Origin of the sequence: Streptomyces sp. ActVer (assembly GCF_027270795.1) — a bacterium.
Lineage (GTDB): Bacteria > Actinomycetota > Actinomycetes > Streptomycetales > Streptomycetaceae > Streptomyces > Streptomyces umbrinus_A.
On sequence record NZ_JAPWHT010000215.1, the window covers coordinates 1 to 16,870 of the forward strand.

The following is a 16,870-nucleotide window of genomic DNA, read 5'->3' on the forward strand; positions in this document are numbered from 1 at the left end:
GTCCGCGGCGAACTGCGGCAGCTCGGCGTGCGCCACATCCCGCGCGGCCCGCTCGCCGCGACCCGCGACAGCCCCGCGGGCCTCACCGAGCGCCAGCTCCAGGTGATGCGGCTGCTGGCCCAGGGACTGACGAACCCCGAGATCGCCGAGCGGCTCGTGGTGTCGGTCCGTACGGTCGACAACCACGTGTCCGCCGTACTGGACAAGCTCGGTGCCCGGACCCGTCGGCAGGCCGCGGCCCGCGCCACGGAGCTGGGACTGGTGCCCGGACGCGAGACCTAGGTAGCCGCCGACGCCGAGGTGAGTGACCGGCACGGATATCTGCGCACGGGGGACGGGACTAGAAACAGGCCCATGGAAGGGGGCCCGGAAGCCGGGTCCCGGATCGGGGGATGCACATGTCCGTCACACCAGCACAAGCGGCCCGGCAGGAACTCACCCAGTTCAAGGGCCAGTTGATCGGGCCGGACGACTCCGGCTACGAGGAGGCCCGGCCCGTCTACAACGCGATGATCGAGCGCAGCCCCGCCCTGGTGGCGCGCTGTACGAGCGCCGAGGACGTCACGCACGCCGTCGGCTTCGCCCGCGCCCACGAGCTGCCGCTCGCCGTACGCGGCGGCGGGCACCACGGGGCGGGACTCGGGACCTGTGACGGTGGCGTGGTCGTCGACCTGTCCCCGCTCAAGGACATCGAGGTCGACCCGGAGGCCAGGACGGTCCGCGTCGGCGGCGGCTGCGTCTGGGGCGAAGTGGACCAGGCAACCAACGCGCACGGTCTGGCCACCCCGAGCGGCATCATCTCCACGACCGGCGTCGGGGGCCTCACGCTGGGCGGCGGCCTCGGTCATCTCACCCGCAAGTGCGGGCTGGCCATCGACAACCTCCTGGAGGCCGAGCTCGTCCTGGCCGACGGCCGGCACGTGCGCGCGAGCGCCGACGAGAACCCGGACCTGTTCTGGGCGATCCGCGGCGGAGGCGGCAACTTCGGCGTCGTCACCTCGTTCCTGTTCCGGCTGCACGAGGTGGGAACGGTCGTCGCGGGTCCCACGTTCTGGCCCGTCGAACAGTGCGCCGAAGTACTCGCCGCCTACCGCGACTTCATCCCGCACGCGCCCCGCGAACTCAACGGTTTCTTCCTGATCGGCGCCGTCCCGCCCGCCCCGCCGTTCCCCGAGGAACTCCACGGACGCAAGGCCTGCGGTGTCGTGTGGTGCTACGCCGGAGAGGACACGGACGCGGCGGCCCGCGCGATGGCGCCTCTGCTCGACGCTTTGCCGGAACCGATGCTGCACGGCCCCGCGCCGATGCCGCACCCCATGATCCAGGGCGCCTTCGACGGCCTCTATCCGCCCGGTGACCAGTGGTACTGGCGCGCCGACTTCGTCAACGAGATCCCCGCCGAGGCGATCGACCTGCACGCCAAGTTCGGCGCCGAACTGCCCACCATGAAGTCGACCATGCACCTGTACCCGATCGACGGCGCCGTCCACGACCACGCCCCGACGGACACGGCCTGGAGCTACCGCGACGCACGCTGGGCGTCCGTCTTCGCGGGTGTGGACCCCGACCCGGCCAACGCCGACGACATCAAGCGGTGGACCGTCGACTACTTCGAGGCCCTCCACCCGTACTCGGCGGGCGGAGCCTACGTGAACATGATGATGGACGAGGGCCAGGAGCGCGTACGGGCCAGCTACCGCGACAACTACGCCCGGCTGGCCCGGATCAAGGCCGAGTACGACCCGGGCAACCTGTTCCGGCTCAACCAGAACATCGAGCCGGCCGCGCGGACCTGACCGGCCGGATCCGGGATCGGCCCTGGCGCCAACGGGGGGCGCCAGGGCCCAGCGGGCTCAGGACTTGCGCGCGACGCCCCCGTACACATCCGTGGCCTCCGGAGTGGTGCCCGGCTCGGGGCGCCACAGCGGGCAGGAGACGATGCCGGGCTCCAGCAGTTCCAGACCGTCGTAGTAGACGGAGATCTCCCGAGGGCTGCGCAGCACGTACGGGACGGCGCCCGTGTCGTCGTAACCCTCCTGGGCCCGCTTGAGTTCGGCGTCCGTGTCGGTGCTGTCGTAGTGCACGAAGTAACTGCCCGACGGCAGGGCGGCCTGGAGACGGCGGACGATCGACTGGGCCTCTTCGTAGTCCTGGATGTGGCCCAGGATGCCCATGAGCATCAGCGCGACGGGCTTGCTGAAGTCGAGGATCTTGCCCGCGGCCTCGATGATCTTCTCGGGCTCGTGCAGGTCCGCGTCGATGTAGTCGGTGACGCCCTCGGGGGTGCTGGTGAGCAGCGCCTGGGCGTGCCGCAGCACCAGCGGGTCGTTGTCCACGTAGACGATCCGCGACTCGGGCGCCACGCGCTGGGCGACCTGGTGGGTGTTGTCGTACGTGGGCAGGCCCGTGCCGATGTCCAGGAACTGGCGGATGCCCAGCTCACCGGCGACGAACGTCACGGTACGGATCAGATAGCCGCGGGAGGCGCGGGCCATCGTCTCGATGTTCGGGGCGATCTCGCGGTAGGCGTCGCCCGCCTCCCGGTCGACCTCGTAGTTGTCCTTGCCGCCCATCCAGTAGTTCCAGATGCGGGCCGAATGCGGCACCGTGGTGTCGATCTTGGACAAAGCGTCCTGGTCGGGAGTGGACTGGCCGTCTGCCATGCGAGATCTCCTGCCGTGCGTCACGCGGTCTGTTTCCAACCTACCGTCAACTGCCCTTTGCATCGCCCCAGTTGAAGATCGGGAGCGGATGGCGCACGGATGGGAGGGCCGGGGCCGCCGATGTCCAGAGTGACGACCGGGACGTGCTGGGAGAGGGTGCGGAACACCCGGCGGTAGGCGTCGGCCACCTCGGTGTCCGGGCGGCGTCCGGAGTCCGTCAGATGGAAAAGGGCGCCGTCGCGCTCGGCCACGGACTCGGCGAAGTCGAGCGCCTGGATCCAGGTCACCCGGGAGTGTCCGCGGCGCAGCGGCCCGTAGACGAGTTCGTGGACGATGCCGCCGTCGACCGCCAGGCGGCCGGGGGCGGCGAGGAGTTCGCGGTACGGACGGGTCGGGTCCACGTGGTGCAGCTGATCCCGCGAGCGTCTGATCGTGAATCCGTTGCGGACCAGTTCGGCGAGCAGCCCGCTTCTGGCGATGCCGTCGGGGCCCTCGACGACCAGTGTCCGGCACCGGTCGACGGCCTCATGGAGCGTGCGCATACCACTCCCTCCAGGACGACCGGCTCTCCCAGTGTGGCCGGGCGACCCGCACGGCGGGAGTGCGCGTGCGGGTTGTCCGGTTGTGCGGCTGTAGTGGTGGATGGTTGTGCGGGCGTAGTGGTGCCGCCCCGACCGGGCGGGCGAGGGCGTCGGAGCGCGGGCTCGCGACGCGGGAGTTCAGCGGAGCGTCAGGCGACGAGGAAGTCGGCCTGGCCGGACTTCGCGCCCTCCAGGAACGAGATCATCTCTTCCCGGGTGTAGATCAGCGCGGGCCCGTCCGGGTCCTTGGACTGGCGGAACGCGACGCTGCCGTCGGGCAGTCGCTTGGCCTCGACACAGCTGCCGCCGTTGGTGCCGCTCCAGGGCTTGTGCCAGCCCTCGGTTCCCAGATCGATGGCGGGCATTCCGCTGTGGATGGGGTCCATGGAAGTCATGGCTCACAACTCCTTACGCAGTTCAGCCAGGATGGCCCTGGTCCGAGCGACCGGCTCCGCCTGCACGGACATCCGGTCCATTACTTCGAGGTACGTCACGACGTCGGCCGGCTGGTCGACATAGACCGAGCCGACGAGGCTCTCGGTGTAGACGACATCGGGGAGTTCGGAGAAACCGAAGCGGAAGTGGTGGAAGGGGCCGAACGCGCCCGGATGGGCTCCCACGGAGTAGCGGAGTATCTGGATCCGGACCTTCGGCATGTCCAGGGCCTCGTTCAGCCGGTCGATCTGGGCCCGCATCACCTCGGCCCCGCCCACCGGTCGGCGCAGCACCGTCTCGTCCAGGACGGCCCATACGGCCGGTGCCTCGGATTTCGTGAGCAGGTCCTGGCGCTTGAGGCGCAGGGCGACACGGCGGTCGATGTCCTCCTTCGTCTCGTTGGGAAAGCCGATGTGCATGAGCGCGGCCGCGTAGTCGTGCGTCTGCAACAGGCCCGGGACGTAGTGGGGTTCGTAGAGACGGATGACGCTGGCTTCGCTCTCCAGGCTCACGTAGGCGCTGAACCAGTCGGGCAGCACGTCGCGGTACGAGTACCACCAGCCGGGCTGGTTGGCCTCCCTGGCCATGGAGAGGAAGTCCTCGACCTCGGACTCCGGGACTCCGTAGGTGTGCAGCAACTCCCTCACGTAGGGGATACGGAGGCCGACCTCGGCCTTTTCTATCCGGCGGACCGTCAGAGGAGTGACCTCGATGGCCCGCGCGGCGTCCTCGAAGGAGACTCCGGCCTGTTCCCGCAGGTGCCGGAGCCGCTTGCCGAGAACCATCCGCAGAACGGTCGGTGCACTGCCGCCCGAGCGGTTGTCGCTCACGTCCTACCTCCCGGAACGGCCGTCACAGCGTGCAGTGTGCCACGAGGTCGCTGACACAGACAGAGCGATGAGGATCGTTCTGAAATTATCAGAACGCTTGTTGCGGGTTGTGTATGTCGGCCATCATAGTGATCGAGTGACCTGCCGCACAGTCCGGCGGCGACGGCGCACAACAGCGCATCGCCTTCCCGGACTTGACGCCCCGGCAGGGAGGGCAGACCGCAGCACCGCGATGCGACACCTGGATGGCCACCGTGACCGACGGACAATCGAGGAGCCCGGGCAAGGGTCCCGCCGGGGCCAACAAGGCGCTGGCGGCCGCCCTCAGAGACGCCGGCTGCTCGTATGCCTCGCTCGCCCTGCGGGTCAACGAACTGGGGCGCAGACAGGGCGCGGACTCGAACTACGACAAGGCGTCGGTCACCCGCTGGCTCAACGGCCAGCAACCCCGGGGCAACACACCGGAGTTGATCGCCGCCGTCCTGTCCGGGCGACTCGGCCACGCCGTCTCGCCGACGGACCTCGGCTTTCTGCCCGACCAGCAACGCCCGGTCGTCGGCAGGGCACTCGTGTACCGCGAAGACCTGGCAGACACCTTGCACACCTTGGCCGAACTGGGTTCCACCGACATCTCCCGCCGTAGCCTCCTCGGCGCGGTCCCCTTCGTCGCAGGCGCCCTGTCGAACCCTCAGCGCGATTGGCTGCTCTGGCTGGTGGAGCACGCCGGGAATCACGACGTCGCGCGGCTCGCACCGGTCACCGACGGCGGGCCCGTCGAGCAGGTCCACGCCATGATCAGCATGTTCGACCAGATGGACAACCACTTCGGCGGCGGGGGAGTGCGCACCAGCATCGTGCACTACCTGTGCACCGAGGTCGTGCCCATGCTCCAGCGCCGCGGCACACCCCCGCACCAGCAGCGCCTGCTGTACGCGGCGGCCGCCCGCCTCGCCGCGATGGCCGGCTGGAGCTCGTACGACGCGGGGGAGTACGGGCTCGCGCAGCGCTACATGACCCAGGCGCTGCGGCTCTGTGCCGAGGGCCGCGACCGCGTCCTGGGCGGGCAGATCCTGGCCGGTCTCTCCCACCTCGCCACCAACCTCGGCCGCCCGGACGAGGGCGTGGCGCTGGCGAGGGCCGGCATCGCGACCGCGAAGGACTCGGGCAGCCCGCTCGGCCTGATGCGCCTGTACGCCATGTCGGCGCGCGGACACGCGGCGCGGGGCCGCTCCGGTGAGACGTCCGAGGCGCTGAGGCTCGCGGAACAGCAACTGGACGCGAGCCGGGGAGCCGCGCAGGAGTCCGTGTGGGTGCGTTTCCTCGACCACCACTACCTGCAGGCCGAATCCGCCCTGTGCTTCCGCGACCTCGGCCTGGCCGCGCAGGCGGAGCGCACGGCCGGTGAGTCGGTCGACGCCAACGCCGACCGGCGCAGGCGCCAGGCCATCAGCCGTTCCGTACTGGCGACCGCACACCTCCAGCAGAACCGCCTCGACGAGGCGATCGGTACGGCGACCAAGGCGCTGGACACGCTCAGTACGGTGCACAGCGAGCGGTCCATCCAGGCCCTGCGCGACTTCCGTAAGAGGCTGGAGCCCCGCCGCCACGAGCCGCTGGTCCAGGAGTTCGAGCGAAGGTCCCGACCGGTGCTGGGGGCGGTGGCATGACGGCCGGCCGTAGCTCGATCGGCCCTCTCGACGACTTAGTAACCGTCGGGGGAGGGCGCGTTCTGGGCGCGGTCGACGGGCAGGTTGGCCCCGGAGATCCCGCTCGACCAGTCCGACAGCAGGAACGCCACCACGCGCGCGACCTCGTGCGGCGCGACCGGCTCTCCGCCCGGCAGCTCGGCCGCCGCGAACGCGGCGAAGGCCTCGGGTTCGTCCCTCCGCATCCGGTCCCAGCGCCGGCCGGGGATGAGCATCGACCCCGGCGAGACGGCGTTCACCCGGATCCCGTCCGGGCCGAGTTCGCGGGCGAGCGAGGCGGCCAGATGGATCTGCGCGGACTTCGCGGTTCCGTACTGTGCGTCGGGTCCCGGCTTCCAGCCGGATATCGACGAGATGACGACGACCGAGCCACCGCCCGCCGTACGCAGATAAGGGACGGCGGCCCGTACCAGCCGCGCGGTGTGTCCGACGTTCAGCTCCCAGGTCGCGGCCCAGTCCCCGGCGTCCGTCTGTTCGAGGCCGCGCCCGCGGGAACCGCCCACACAGGCCACCACACCGTCCAGGCCCCCGAAACGATCGGCCGAGGCCGTGACGAACGCCTCCAGCCGCTTCGGTTCGGTGACATCGAGGGCTCGGGTGAACAACCCGTCGGGCGCCGCGGCGTCGACCGTGCTTCTCAGCGTCTCCAAGTCCCGTGCGGTACGGGCACACGTCGCCACCCGGGCGCCCTCGGCGGCCAGCAGCCGCACGATCTGCTCGCCCAGCCCTCGTGTACCGCCGGTGACGAGCACGCGCTTGCCGCTCACGCCGGACCAGCCGCGGGCACCCTGCCCGCTGTCGATGGCCTGGCCTTCGCTCACGTCGCTCACGCTTTCGAACATACATGCCACGCCACTACGCGCCTGCAACCGGACAACCCCCGTACCCCCTGGTCCGCCGCTGCTCCGGCCGGTTGGCTGCACGAGCAGCCACCGAGACCGTCCCCCACCCGTGCTGCAGATGAAGGAGGCACGATGACGGCATCCAGGGCGCACCGCCGTCGGCCGTCACCCTCGCTGACGCGCGGCGCGGACCGTGACTCGCCCACCGGTCGGCCCTGGGCCGGCGAGAGAGCCCAGACCACCCCGGTCGCGTCCGCGGCTCCGGCCGAGCCCGTCTCCGTGAGCGCGGCTCGTGTCCTTCGCATCGTGGTCCCCGCGCAGCCCTCGCGCGCCTTAGGCGTACGGCGCATGGTCGCCGAGCAGTTGTCGTACCTGCGGTTGTCGGCCGAGCGGCTCGACAACGCGGTCCTGGCCACCGACGAACTGTTCGCCAACGCCGTCAGGCACGGCAGCCCCGACGCCGGTGACATGGTCACCGTCAGCGTCGAGTGCACCGGCCCCGAAGCGCGGGTGACGGTCGCCGACCACTCGCCCGACCTGCCGCGCCACTGCACGGCGGACGACGCCGACGAGTCCGGACGCGGGCTCGCCATCGTGGCCGCGCTGGTCGACGACTGGGGCATCGCACCGCCCGACCCCGGCGAGACGGGGAAGCGGGTGTGGTTCTCATTGGGAATCCAGGGGGCGTCATGAGCGGTTCCGGCATGCCGGGCCACGTCGCGCACGACACGGCACGGGAGGGGCGTACGGGGGTCGCCCCCCTTCCGGGTCGCGACGGGCCCACGGAGCCGGCGGGTGCCCCGGGTGAGCCGGGGCACCCGTGCCGGGACGGGCACGCGGGGCGAGTGCATGACGCGACGGGGGAGGACGGCGCGGGGCGCAGCCACGACGAGAAACACGACGAGGTGCGGGAAGTGCGTCCGGTCGTGGTGCCGGCGCTCGCGGCCGCCCTCGCCCACGAACTGGTCCGCAGGGCCGACGAGGACCAGAGAGTCACGCGGGCGGCACACCGCAGTCCCACGCAGGTCGCGCGCCGCCGTATCACCGAGTGCCGCAGGGGCAACGCCGAAGCGCTGAAGACCATCGTCAAGCGTCACGCCTGGCCGACCGCCGACCTGGTCGGCGCGCCCGCCTCGACGGCGGCGCTGATGATCCTCCTGCACGCTCCCGATCTCGACTTCCAGCTCACCTGCCGCGACCTGATCGCCCAGGCCACGGCGGACGGACGCTGTCCCGCGCCGCACCACGCGTACATCGCCGACCACTGCGCCGTCGAACTCGGCCAGCCGCAGTTCTACGGCACCCGTGTGGACCCCGCGACCTTCCGTCCGTATCCGGTCCGTCAGCCCCGGACCCTCGACGAGCGCCGCGAGGACGTCGGGCTGTGCCCGCTCGACGAGCAGATGCGGGCGCTGCGCCTCGGCGTCTGAGGCATCGGTTCGGCGCGGAGTCGAAGGCGGCTCTACGGCTCCAGCCGCAGCTGCCATTCCTGCTCCTGGTCGCCGGAGACCATGCCCTCCTCGTGCACGGTGAAGACGGAGGTGAGGGTTTCGTCGGCCCGCCGTACCGCCTCGGGGCTGCCCTGGAGGGTGACGGTCACGGGCGCGGAGAGCGGCGGCGCGGTCGGCGGTGTCACACCGGAACCGACCGGCACGTCGTTGTCGAACGCGGCCGTGTAGACAGTGGCGCTCCCGTCCCCGGGCATGTCTTCCGCCGTTCCGAAGGCGGATTCGAGGGTGTGGACGACCGTCCGTGCGTCGGCGGCCGTGCCGCCGCTGAGTGTGAGCGTCAGAGCGAGATGCGTGCCAGGCGTCATGACCAGCCACCTTTTCTTGTGCGGATGCGCGCCGTCCCGTCCGTGTAACCGGTCCTCCGGTCCACAAACGGCGGCTCGGCCCTGCGTGGGCATGTCTCCATGACACCGCCATCCACGGGACCTCGCAGCCGCACCGCCCGGGTGTCGCGGGCCGCCGCCGGTTTCCCGCTCGTCTCCCTGTCGGCTTCCCGCCGGGTCAGGACGGTCGCAGCGGGGTGGTCTCCATGAGGCGGGCGGCCATCCGGCGGGCGGGGCCCTCGGTCTGTTCCGCGATGCGGTGGAAGGTGTCGTGGGCCGACCGGGCCGGCCAGTCGGCGGGCAGGTGCCGGGCGGGCAGCCGCGGGTCCGTGCGGATGATCCGGAGCCACTCGCTGGTCAGGCGCAACCGGGTCCCGAGAGGGTCTCCGGAGCCGGAGCCGGAGCCGGAGCCGGAGCCGAGCCAGTCTGTCCAGCGCTTGTCGAAGTCGGCGTACCGGGCGCCGACGCCGTCCAGGTCCCAGGTGTCACGGATCATCAGACCGATGTCGGTGGCGTCGTCGGCCGTGGCATGGAAGATCTTGACGTGGGCCGCGAGCCCGAGCTCGGAGACCAGCGCGGACACGTCGAAGTCGCCGGGCGCGATCCACAGCCCGCTGTAGAGGGGGCCGAAGCCCGACCAGGTCAGCCGGGAGCGCAGATCGTGCCGCTGGCGCTGCCAGGACTCGGGCAGCGAGAACCCGAGCAGCGTCCAGGTGCCGTCCCAGTCGTCGTTGACGGCGCCGGTGTCCCAGAGCCGCTTCTTGCCGTTCCACAGGATCTCCGTCGCCTCCGGGGTCAGGCCGAAGTACATCCGGCGGCCCTCCCGCTGACGTTGCAGCAGACCGCGGTTGACCATCCGGGTCAGCGTGGACCGCACCGCCTGCTCCCCGACCCCGGCACGCGCCAGCACCTCGATGACGCTGCCTGAGTACACGCACAGCGGCCCCTCCTCCAGAACATGGCCGCCGAAGAAGGCGAACATCAGCGACTGGGGGCGCAGCTGCGGTCCGTCGGGGAAGTCCGTGGCCGCCTGTGGAGTCTCGTCGTGCACGTCGGAAAGGGTACGGCCGCTCACCTTGCAACCTCCCTTGTCCGGGGTGCTGACAGAGCGAACATAGGTGTGTAGATTGCGGCCGTCAAGAAAGTGCACAACGTCTGGATCGGTCCACGGGTCCACGGGTCGAAGGGCCGACGGGTCTCGGCGAGGCAGCGGTAGCTACTCCCCGCTCCGCTGCCTCGTCGTCGGAAGTCCGCGGTTCTCCGGTCGACCCGCTTGACCTCTCCGGTCCGGGCGGGGTGTGCACGCCACCACAGGTGTTTCCGTCAGGAGGAGCCCATGCAAAGGCGCATTCTCGGGCTAGCCATAGCCGTGGTCACGGTCGCAGGCGCGGCCGGATGCGGGTCCTCGTCCTCTTCGAGCGGCGCTTCGGCGCCCTCCGGCGGAGGCAAGACCACGGAGGTCAAGGTCGGCATCATCCCGATCGTCGATGTGGCACCGCTCTATCTGGGCGACAAGAAGGGCTTCTTCAGCAGCCGGGGCATCAAGCTGAAGATGGAGAGCGCCCAGGGCGGCGCGGCGATCATCCCGGGTGTGGTGAGCGGCCAGTTCCAGTTCGGCTTCAGCAACACCACCTCGCTGATGCTCGCCCAGACCAAGGGTGTACCGGTCAAGTCGGTGGTCAACGGAGCGGCCTCCAACGGCAAGATCGGCGCCGACGTCACCGGCGTCGCGGTCAAGAAGGACAGCTCGATCAAGTCGGCCAAGGACCTCGCCGGAAAGACGGTGGCGGTCAACACCCTGCAGAACATCGGGGACACGACGGTCCGCGAGTCGGTCCGCAAGGCCGGCGGCGACCCGTCCAAAGTCAAGTTCGTCGAGATACCGTTCGACCAGATGCCCGCTGCCCTGGACGGCGGGCAGGTGGACGCGGCCTGGATGGGCGAGCCCGCGACAACGATCGCCAAGGGACAGGGCGCCCGGGTCATCGCCTCGCCCTTCGCCGAGACCGACCCGAAGCTCACCGTGGCCACGTACTTCACCTCGGCCAAGGTGATGCAGGAGAACCCGGATCTCGTGAAGAAGTTCAGCGAGGCGATGGCCGAATCACTGACCTACGCCTCCGAACACCCGGACGAGGCGCGCCAGATCCTCACCACCTACACCAAGATCAGTGGCGACGTGCTCGACAAGCTCATCCTGCCCAGCTGGCCGGCCGAGGTCGACATGGCCTCCCTGGAGAAGCTGGCCGCCCTCGGCGAGGAGGACGGCATCTTCGGCGACAAGAAGCCCGACCTGAACGCGCTGTTCTCATGACCAGCCCCGGTCTCACCCCCGTACTCGCGGAGCCCGCCGGGACCGACTCCGGTCCCGGCGGGGCACCCGCGCGGCGCGGTCCGCTTCCGGTCGCGGTTCTGCGCGGCCTCGCCGGTCTCGCCGGACTGGTCGCGGTGCTCGAAGTGCTGCCGCACACCGGTCTGGTGTCGGCCGACTACCTGCCGCCCGCCTCGGAAACCGTCCGCACCCTGGGGACCCTGCTCGCCGAGCCGACGTTCTGGACCGCGCTCGGCGACACCCTGACCGGATGGGGCCTGGGGCTGGCCGTCGCCGTCGTGGCGGGCGTCACAGCCGGAGTGGTCATCGGCTCCGTGCCCGTACTGCGCGCGGTGACCGCCTCCACCATCGAGTTCCTGCGCCCCATCCCGTCCGTGGCCCTGATCCCCGTCGCGGTCCTGCTCTACGGCACCGACCTCAGGTCGAAGCTGCTGCTCGTGGTGTACGCCTCCTTCTGGCAGGTGATCGTCCAGGTCCTGGCCGGTATGCAGGACGTCGACCCGGTCGCCGAGGACACCGCCCGCAGCTATCGGTTCGGCACCTGGGGCCGGGTCCGCCACGTCCTGTGGCCGACCGCGCTGCCGTACGTGATGACGGGGGTACGGCTGGCCGCCACCGTGGCGCTCATCCTCACCATCACCGCCGAACTCGTCATCGGGGCCCCCGGTCTCGGCCACGAGATCGCCGTCGCGCAGGTGTCCGGAGCCGTACCTGAGGTCTACGCCCTCGTCCTGGTCACCGGCCTGCTCGGCGTCGCCGTCAACCTGGCGGCACGGGCGGTCGAACGACGGGTACTGCACTGGCACCAGTCCGTGCGCAGGGAGGCGATCGCATGACCGCCCTCTCCGTCCTGCGACGCGGGCTGCTGGTACTGGGCCTGCCCGCCGTCCTCTTCGCCGTGTGGTGGTTCGCCACCGCCGGCAGCGCCGACTTCTACTTCCCGCCCCTGGCCACCATCCTCGACAGCTTCGGGAAGGTCTGGACGGCGGACCGGCTGCTGTCGGACGTCGTCCCCAGCCTGCTGCGCCTCGCGGCCGGCTACCTCCTCGCCGTGGTCGTCGGAGTGGGGCTCGGCCTGGTCGTCGGTATGCGGCGGGCCGTACGGGACGTCCTGGAACCGGTCCTCGAACTCTTCCGGGCCATCCCGCCGCCCGTGCTCATCCCGGTGATCATGCTGTTCGCCGGCATCGGCGACACCATGAAGGTGCTCGTCATCGTCAGCGGCTGCATGTGGCCGATCCTGCTCAACACCGTCGAAGGCGTCCGCGCGGTCGACGAGGTGCTCGGCGACACCTGCCGCTCCTACGGCATCACCGGCGTCGCGCGCCTGCGGCATCTCGTGCTGCGCGCGGCGAGCCCCCAGATCGTCACGGGCATGCGCCAGGCCCTGTCGATCGGGATCATCCTCATGGTCATCAGCGAGATGTTCGCCGCCAGCAACGGACTGGGCTTCACCATCGTGCAGTTCCAGCGGTCCTTCGCCATCCCCGAGATGTGGAGCGGCGTCCTGCTGCTCGGCATCCTCGGCTTCCTCCTGTCCCTGCTCTTCCGGTTCGCCGAGAACCGGGCCCTGGCCTGGTACCACGGTCTGCGCCGCGCGCAGCGCAATCCTTGACGCACCCCCTGACGCACCCCTGAAAAGGAGACGTCGATGCTCGACGTACAGGACCTGCAGAAGATCTACACCGGTCGGCACCGCAACGTCGAGGCGCTGCGTAACCTCACCTTCCACATAGCCGAGGGCGAACTGGTGTGCCTGGTCGGCCCGTCGGGCTGCGGCAAGACCACCCTGCTGAAGTGCATGGCCGGCCTGCTCGCCCCCACCCGCGGCGAGGTTCGTCTCGACGGCCGCCCGGTCGCCGGACCGCCGCCCGGCATGGCGGTCGTCTTCCAGGAGTACGGCCGCTCGCTGTTCGCCTGGATGAACGTGCGCGACAATGTCGCCCTGCCGCTGCGCCGCAAGAAGCTCGGCAAGGCGCGCGAGCGGGAGTTGGTGGACCATGCCCTGGAGGTGGTCGGCCTCTCCGACGCCCACGAGGCGTACCCCTGGCAGCTCTCGGGAGGTATGCAGCAGCGCGTCGCCATCGCCCGCGCCGTCGCGTACGAGCCGAAGGTGCTGCTCATGGACGAGCCGTTCGCGGCGGTCGACGCGCAGACCCGCGCCGAACTGGAGGACCTCATCCGGAAGTTGTGGCACGAACTCGGCGTCACCGTCATGTTCGTCACCCACGACATCGACGAGGCGGTCTACCTCGGCCAGCGCACCCTGATCCTCTCCAAGTCCCCGACCGTCGTGCAGGAGGACCTCACCATCGACCTCCCCGACGAGCGCGACCAGTTGCACACCCGCTCCAGCCCCCGCTTCGCCGAACTGCGCGCCCACGTCTACGAACAGATCCAACGGGCCAAGCACCACAGCGGGGACACGGCCCCGGACCCGCTGGTCGCGGACCGGGCCATCGAGCCGGTCCTCCAGAAGACCGAGTCCTGAGCGCCGGTCGGCGGGCGGCGCGAGAGGCGCTGCCCCCGCGGCAGACGGCCACTCTCCGGCGCCGACGCCTCTTCGGTGATCACCCGGAAGCGGACGGCTCCGGCTCGACCAACCCCTCGCGGTAGGCGATCGCCACGGCCTCCGTGCGGCTGGCGGCGCCCAGCTTGGCAAGGATGTTGGAGACGTGCACGCTCGCCGTCTTCCCGCTGATGAAGAGCTCCTCGCCGATCTGGCGGTTGGTGCGGCCGCGGGAGAGGAGGAGCAGGACGTCGTTCTCGCGTGCCGTCAGCACGGGTGCCCGCTCGGCCGTGGACGGGATCTCCGCGAGGCGGCCCCGGCGGATCAGCCGCTCGACCTCGTCGAGCAGTGGAACGGCGCCGAGCCGGACGGCCGTGTCGCGCGCGGTACGCGCGTGCGCGGCCGCCTCGTCACGCCGCTCCGCCACCAACAGGGCCTCCGCCAGGCGCAGTTGGCAGCGGGCCTGCTCATAGACGTCCCCGTAGCCGAACGCCGCGACGGCCTTCTCCCAGGCCCCGACGCTCAGTTCGACGCCCGGTCCGCCGTCCGGCCGGGCACAGGCCCGCGCCCACTCCGCCTCGGCGCGCGCCAGCCACGCCAGCCCTTCGGGGCCCTGCGGGGTATCGTCCTCGCCCTTGTTCGCCGTGATCCGGGCCAGCTCCACCAGCTCCGTCCCGGTCTCCGTCCAGCGGTCGGCCCCCTCCTCGTCGCCGGTCCGCCGGGACTCCACGACCGCGTCCCCGATGGCGGTCAGGGCGAGGGCCGCGAGCCGTACGGCCACATGGGGCGTGGTGCCGACGTCGTCGATGAGAGCGGCAAGCGTCGTACGGAACTGTTCGAGGGCCTCCTCCGCGTCGTGTCGCAGCACCGCGGCGTCGGTCAGGAGGAGGCCCGCGACGAGGGTGGCCATCCAGTCGAACGGCCCGTCGAGCAGGGCCCGGGCCCGCTCGACGGCATGCTGGTCGCCGCGTGCCAGGGCCACGGACAGGGCGGGCCCGATCGCGTACCTGCCCGCCGTCGGCAGCCCGTCGAGCTCGGTCTCCGCGGCCCGGAGGCACTCGTCCCACTGGCCCAGGGTGTAGAGCATCAGGGAGCGCAGATAGCGCATCTCCACCGGGTACGGAGACGAGAGGAGCCCGGCGCGGCCCGCGCGCTCCAGCCCCTCGGTGAGCCAGGTCAGGCATTCGTCCAGGTCACCGGACTCGTGCGAGCCGATGGAGAGGTTGAAGAGCGCACGCATCTCGACGGAGGCGTTGCCCGCACGGCGGGCCAGCTCACGCGCGTCCCGCAGCCGGGTCCGCCCCTCGGGGGTGCGCCGGCTGCTCCCTTCGAGACTGACCAGGGAGATCAGCAGATCGGCCTGCGCGTCGGACACGTCGAGTTCCTCGGCGATGCGCAGTGCCTTGCGGGCCACGCGGTGGGCGGCCTCGTCCTCGCCCATGTACGTCGCCGCCATGACATGCGTGGCCGCGGCCCACACCCAGGTGCGCGACGGAGGATCGGCGGGGATCATCGCGAGCGCTTCGTTGCTGTACGTGAACGCGGCCGCGAGGTTGTCGATGCGCATGAGGTTGCCCGCGAGCGTGTAGCGGACGCGGGCGGCCAGCTCGGAGTCCTCGTCGTCACCGACCCTCGCGAGCGCGGACCGCGTCAGCGAGACGGCCCGGTGGGTCTCACCGGCGTGCGCGGCGGCCGCGGAGGCGCGCAGCGTCAGGGTGACCGTGTCGAAGCCGTCGGGCCGTGCGTCGGGTGGCACCGCCGACCACAGGTCGAGCGCGGCTTCCAGATGCCGCAGTTCCTCGGCGGGAGCCCGGACGCGGCCCGCGTGGTCGGCCGCCTCCAGCGACGCGGCCAGCGCGTCGGCCAGGTCGTGGCTCTCCCGGGAGTGGTGGGCGCGCTCCGCGGCGCTCTCGGCCCGGTGGCCGCGTCCGGCCAGCACTCCGGCGAACGTCCGGTGCAGGCGCACCCGTTCACCCGGCAGCAGGTCGGCGTAGACGGCCTCACGGATCAGGGCGTGCCGGAAGGAGTACGTGTCGTCGTCACCGGGGACGAGGAGTTGCCGCCCGACGGCCTCGCGCAGGGCCGACTCCAGCTCCTCCTCGGGCAGTTGGACGGTGTCGCGCAGCAGGTCGTGCTCGACGCGGCGCCCCGCGACGGCTGCCGTGCGCAGCACCTGCTGGGCGGTCGCCGCGAGTTGCTCGAAGCGGATGAGCAGCACGTCGGCCAGCCCGCTCGGCACGGTGGCCGCCGCCCCTGGCATGGTCTCGGAGGTGGCGGCGAGCAACTCCTCCGCGTAGAACGCGTTGCCCTCGGCCCGCTCGACGATACGGCGGACGGTGGCGTCGGGCAGCGGGGCGGCCTGCTGGGCACGGACGAGACGTGCCACCTCGCCGTCGGGCATCGGCCGCAGTTCGAGCCGCTCGACGACGGGCAGCCGGACGAGCTCGGCGAGCAGGGGACGCAGTGGGTGTCGGCGGTGCAGGTCGTCGGCGCGGTACGAGGCGAACACCGCGAGCCGCTGACCGGGCGCACCACCCGCGACCGCGTCCGCTCCTCTTGAGCGGACCCGGGACTGGAGGATCCCCCGGCTGAGCAGGAAGCGCAGCAGGTCGCGGGAGGACTGGTCCGCCCAGTGCAGGTCCTCCAGGACCAGCAGCAGCGGGGCGGTCTCGGCGAGATCGGTCAGCAGACTCGCCATGCCCTCGAACAACTGCAGCCGTCCGCCCGCGTCCCCCGCGCCATCGCCGCCGTCGCCGAGCAGCCGGTCGACCACGGGATGCGAGGCCAGGGCGGCGGAGAACCGCTCGTCGTCGGCGAGAACACCCACGATCTCGGTGAACGGCAGATAGGGCAGACCCACGTCACCGAGGTCCACGCAGTGCCCCGTGACAACGGTCGTGCCGGCCTCGGTGGCATGCCCCGCGGCCTCGGCGAGCAGCCGGGTCTTGCCGACTCCCGCGTCCCCCGCGACGAGCACGGCACGCGCCTCACCGGCCCGGGCCCGGTCCAGGACCCGGGTCAGGCGGGCGAGTTCGTCCTCGCGGCCGATGAACGGCGTGGTGAAAGAGGTGGTCGGCACACATCCATCCTGGCACGCACCACCGACACAGCCACCGACAGTGGTCCCGGGCCGCCCTC

17 protein-coding genes are annotated in these 16,870 nt (G+C 71.0%); 9 read left to right on the forward strand and 8 right to left on the reverse strand.

Translation table 11 applies throughout. The features are described 5' to 3' along the window. Positions 1-282: helix-turn-helix transcriptional regulator (locus tag O3Q52_RS29950; protein ID WP_269651818.1), on the forward strand; the 282-nt coding region annotated here is incomplete at its 5' end. A 116-nt stretch (positions 283-398) separates the two neighbouring features. Then, the gene (locus O3Q52_RS29955; RefSeq protein WP_269651819.1) at positions 399-1,796 is read left to right on the forward strand and encodes an FAD-binding oxidoreductase; all 1,398 of its coding nucleotides are present in this window, start codon (positions 399-401) and stop codon (positions 1,794-1,796) included. A gap of 57 nt (positions 1,797-1,853) precedes the next feature. On the opposite strand, the gene O3Q52_RS29960 is transcribed toward O3Q52_RS29955, so the two are convergent. From O3Q52_RS29960 to O3Q52_RS29975, 4 genes are all read right to left on the reverse strand, one after another. Then, a complete protein-coding gene (locus tag O3Q52_RS29960) occupies positions 1,854-2,663 on the reverse strand; it encodes an SAM-dependent methyltransferase (RefSeq protein WP_269651820.1) in 810 nt (269 codons plus the stop codon). 20 nt (positions 2,664-2,683) lie between these two features. Continuing rightward, positions 2,684-3,205, reverse strand: a complete 522-nt coding sequence (locus tag O3Q52_RS29965) for a hypothetical protein (protein WP_269651821.1) — start codon at positions 3,203-3,205, stop codon at positions 2,684-2,686. A 188-nt stretch (positions 3,206-3,393) separates the two neighbouring features. Then, positions 3,394-3,639 carry a DUF397 domain-containing protein gene (locus O3Q52_RS29970; protein ID WP_269651822.1) on the reverse strand — a complete coding sequence of 82 codons (246 nt, stop codon included), beginning with the start codon at positions 3,637-3,639 and terminating at the stop codon, positions 3,394-3,396. Between the two features lie 3 nt (positions 3,640-3,642). Then, positions 3,643-4,509 (reverse strand): helix-turn-helix transcriptional regulator, encoded by an 867-nt coding sequence (locus O3Q52_RS29975; protein ID WP_269651823.1) that lies wholly within the window; start codon positions 4,507-4,509, stop codon positions 3,643-3,645. A 245-nt stretch (positions 4,510-4,754) separates the two neighbouring features. On the opposite strand from O3Q52_RS29975, the gene O3Q52_RS29980 reads away from it, so the two are divergent. Continuing rightward, positions 4,755-6,176, forward strand: a complete 1,422-nt coding sequence (locus O3Q52_RS29980) for a hypothetical protein (RefSeq protein WP_269651824.1) — start codon at positions 4,755-4,757, stop codon at positions 6,174-6,176. A 35-nt stretch (positions 6,177-6,211) separates the two neighbouring features. Here the strand turns inward: O3Q52_RS29980 and O3Q52_RS29985 are convergent, their stop codons facing one another. Next, entirely contained in the window at positions 6,212-7,036 is an 825-nt protein-coding gene (locus tag O3Q52_RS29985) for an SDR family NAD(P)-dependent oxidoreductase (RefSeq protein ID WP_269651834.1), read from the reverse strand. A 153-nt stretch (positions 7,037-7,189) separates the two neighbouring features. Between O3Q52_RS29985 and O3Q52_RS29990 the strand changes: the two genes are divergently transcribed. After that, positions 7,190-7,750 carry an ATP-binding protein gene (locus tag O3Q52_RS29990; RefSeq protein ID WP_269651826.1) on the forward strand — a complete coding sequence of 187 codons (561 nt, stop codon included), beginning with the start codon at positions 7,190-7,192 and terminating at the stop codon, positions 7,748-7,750. Between the two features lie 212 nt (positions 7,751-7,962). Then, positions 7,963-8,487 (forward strand): DUF6624 domain-containing protein, encoded by a 525-nt coding sequence (locus tag O3Q52_RS29995; RefSeq protein WP_269651835.1) that lies wholly within the window; start codon positions 7,963-7,965, stop codon positions 8,485-8,487. Between the two features lie 32 nt (positions 8,488-8,519). Here the strand turns inward: O3Q52_RS29995 and O3Q52_RS30000 are convergent, their stop codons facing one another. After that, positions 8,520-8,873: a hypothetical protein gene (locus O3Q52_RS30000; protein ID WP_269651827.1), complete on the reverse strand. Its 354-nt coding sequence runs from the start codon at positions 8,871-8,873 to the stop codon at positions 8,520-8,522. A gap of 196 nt (positions 8,874-9,069) precedes the next feature. Continuing rightward, a complete protein-coding gene (locus O3Q52_RS30005) occupies positions 9,070-9,942 on the reverse strand; it encodes a PaaX family transcriptional regulator C-terminal domain-containing protein (RefSeq protein ID WP_269651836.1) in 873 nt (290 codons plus the stop codon). 285 nt (positions 9,943-10,227) lie between these two features. Between O3Q52_RS30005 and O3Q52_RS30010 the strand changes: the two genes are divergently transcribed. The 4 genes from O3Q52_RS30010 to O3Q52_RS30025 are packed head-to-tail and all read left to right on the forward strand — an operon-like array spanning position 10,228 to position 13,714. Further along, a complete protein-coding gene (locus tag O3Q52_RS30010; protein WP_269651828.1) occupies positions 10,228-11,205 on the forward strand; it encodes an ABC transporter substrate-binding protein in 978 nt (325 codons plus the stop codon). Beyond that, positions 11,202-12,059 carry an ABC transporter permease gene (locus O3Q52_RS30015; RefSeq protein ID WP_269651829.1) on the forward strand — a complete coding sequence of 286 codons (858 nt, stop codon included), beginning with the start codon at positions 11,202-11,204 and terminating at the stop codon, positions 12,057-12,059. The genes O3Q52_RS30010 and O3Q52_RS30015 overlap by 4 nt, the downstream gene beginning before the upstream one ends. Continuing rightward, positions 12,056-12,838 carry an ABC transporter permease gene (locus O3Q52_RS30020; protein ID WP_269651830.1) on the forward strand — a complete coding sequence of 261 codons (783 nt, stop codon included), beginning with the start codon at positions 12,056-12,058 and terminating at the stop codon, positions 12,836-12,838. Before O3Q52_RS30015 ends, O3Q52_RS30020 begins: the two co-directional genes overlap by 4 nt. A 36-nt stretch (positions 12,839-12,874) precedes the next feature. After that, positions 12,875-13,714: an ABC transporter ATP-binding protein gene (locus O3Q52_RS30025; protein WP_269651831.1), complete on the forward strand. Its 840-nt coding sequence runs from the start codon at positions 12,875-12,877 to the stop codon at positions 13,712-13,714. A gap of 79 nt (positions 13,715-13,793) precedes the next feature. Here O3Q52_RS30025 and O3Q52_RS30030 read toward each other — a convergent pair whose 3' ends face one another. Beyond that, positions 13,794-16,811, reverse strand: a complete 3,018-nt coding sequence (locus tag O3Q52_RS30030; protein ID WP_269651833.1) for a helix-turn-helix transcriptional regulator — start codon at positions 16,809-16,811, stop codon at positions 13,794-13,796. Positions 16,812-16,870 lie beyond the last annotated feature (59 nt).